Source organism: Flavobacterium hibisci (assembly GCF_020026925.1).
Lineage (GTDB): Bacteria > Bacteroidota > Bacteroidia > Flavobacteriales > Flavobacteriaceae > Flavobacterium > Flavobacterium hibisci.
This window is the reverse complement of the sequence record NZ_JAIQDW010000042.1, coordinates 1-2,942: the sequence shown is the minus strand read 5'-3', so window position 1 is coordinate 2,942 and position 2,942 is coordinate 1. Positions and strand designations below refer to the sequence as shown.

Genomic DNA, 2,942 nt, shown 5'->3' with positions numbered 1-2,942 from the left:
CAACCAAGCTGTTAACAGAAGTATAGGTCGTTGAGCCATTGAAACTATAAGTATATGGTGCTGTACCTGTACCAACAGTAGCTGTTACCGTAACAACTGCTGGCTGCGGCACATTGCCTGAATTACAGCCAAATGGCGTAACTGAAGATGTAGCTGCCAATACTGATGGCTCGGTGATGGTAATTGGAGTTTTTGGATAAAGACATGATTTTGCATCTTTAACTGTAATAGTATAAGCTGTTCCAGCTGCTAATCCAGTGAATACATTAGAAGTTTGGAAGACTCCAGCATTCAATTGATATTCGTAAGGACCTACTCCTGAAGTTACATTCACAGTAATAGTACCATCGGCAACTCCATTACAACTTACATTTGTTTCTGTTGTAGTAAATACCGTTGGTGTAATCGGATCTAAATCAAAACTAGTTGTTGTTCGACACACCGTAGCATTATTAGCATCTGTAACTCTAAACACATAATTTCCGGCTGTAGTAGCAGAATATGGATTTGTAGCAGAAACAAAACCTCCGTTATTGAAATTTACTTCATAAGTATAATTAGCAGCAGGTGTTGTGTTTCCACCTGTAGTTGTTAAAGTTATTTCTGCTTCTGGACTTGATGTACAATCCAATTCTTTTGTCAATGATGCAGATAAGTTTAATCTTGGATATACTATATAATCAACATCATCCGTACATCCATTTCCATCTTTAATCACTAAATTATAAGTCCCTGAGGCATTAAATGTAAAACTTGGTGAGCTTTGGAAAGCACTTCCGTTAACACTATAAGTAGCTCCTCCTACTAAGTCAGGATCAACTGTTCCTGAAAAAGTAATGGTAAAAGGTGTTCCATCATAACAAACCGAAGTTGCTGGCGGAGTAACTATAGGTGCATCATCTGCATCTAATGTTACAGCTGCAGTTTTAATACAACCATAAGCATCTTTTGCGTAAACAATATAATTTCCTGTTGCACTTGTTGCAAAAGTTGTATTTCCAGTCCAACCTACTGTACTTGCTGTTGGTGGTGTAGCTGATGCTAACAAATATTGATAGGTATAAGGTGCTGTACCATCTTTTGCCTGAGCAGCAATAACACCGGCTTCATTACAATTTACATTTTTAATTTTTGAAGCTGCAACCGATAAATCAATAGCAGATTCTGTAATTTCAAATGGTGCTGAAGCAACACTACAACCTGCATTTGTTGCACCTGCATCTTCAGTAATTAACACAAAATAATTACCGAATGGCAATGTTCCAAAATTATTTACAGCTAATGATCCACTAGCCGGAATAATTGTACTAATTAATCCACCAACCGGTGTAACATTTTGTGAATTGTAAATTTGGTATGTAACTGGTGTAGCTACTCCATAAGTATGATTCATTGTGAATGTTACATTTCCGTTTGCTGCTCCTTTACAAGTAATATTACTTTCTGTTAAAGGAGTAACCGTAATTGTTGAATTTGTTCCAATTGGAAATTGTGATGTTTCAAAATAATAACATCCTGTTCCTGTACCTCCATGAGTTGCATCTGCATCATATACTACAAAAGTATAAGTCACACCTGCAATCAAATTATTAAATGTAGTTTTTTTACTACCAACTGCATCTTCTGCCAACCATACACCTGATGGATATGAAGGAACAGATCCTGTGTATAAACTGAAATAAAATGGTCCGTTACCAATGGTACTTGTCGGAGAAGAACTTACAGCTACAAGTGCAGACCCAGTTCCCGAACAAACCACCGGAGATGGTGAAACAGTAATATCTAAATCATCTGGTGGTGATGCAACCAAAATGTTTTGGTGCAGGCTCTGACAACCATTTGCATCAGTAACAATTAATTCATACAATCCAAAATTAACGATATCAAATACTTGTGATGTACCTGGCTGATTTGTGAACTTCTGATTGTAGCCATTCACTCCCGTAACATGGTAAGTATAATTTGGAGTTCCACCTGTTACTCCATTTACGATAATTCTTCCTAATGAAACACCTCCTGCTCCACAAGTAATAGGATCAACATCGAAATCAACCACAATAGGATTAGGTTGCGAAATAATAATACTTCCAGTATCTGTACAACCTTTAGCATCAGTTACTGTAATTGTGTAATTACCTGCTGCTAAACCAGAAGTCTGAGTTCCGTAATTAGTTCCTGTTGTTGTATTCAATACGTTAAATACAAATGGAGCTAATCCTTTGGTATTATCAATTGTTATATTAATTGCTGCAGTATCATCTCCATTACAATTAATAGATTGTGTCTGAGCAATTCCGGTAATATCAGGATTAACAGTTGGCGTAACCACAATTGCTGTTGTAGTTGAAGCAGAACATAAATTAGCATCTGTAACTGTGAAAGTGTAATTTCCTGATACATTAGTAGTAAATACATTTCCAACAAAAGTTCCAGTATTTGGAGAACTTGTATAAGTAAACGGTCCTGCACCACCTGTTGGGGTTAACGTAATTTGTGCAGCAGTTGGTGCTGGATTACAAGTAATATCTTTATTTAAAACAGCACTTAGAGTTAATTGTGGAGCCACAATAACAGGGTTACTATCTATCGTACATCCATTAGCATCTTTTACACGAATAGTATATGTACCTATCGATGTTATTGTAAAGACATTAGATGTCTGATAAGAGCCTCCTCCATTAATACTGTAAGATAAAGTTCCTGTTCCTCCTGTTGCTGATGCAGTGATAGTGTATCCTCCCGGAGTACCCAAACAACCAGCTCCAATAGCAGTAACTGCTGTTGGCGCATTATCTGTTGTAATAGCAACATCTAATTTAAATGTACAGCCATTGGCATCCTTAACCCAAACATCCCAGTTGGCATTTGTTGACGGATTTAGATCCGCACTGTTGCTGGCAACGTAATCTGATGCCACAGCAGCAACTCCGTCTTGTTTATAA

1 pseudogene is annotated in these 2,942 nt (G+C 37.2%); it reads right to left on the bottom strand.

From position 1 onward, the window contains the following. Positions 1-2,942 (bottom strand): annotated as a pseudogene (locus tag K8B81_RS20735) (SprB repeat-containing protein); the annotation flags it as partial.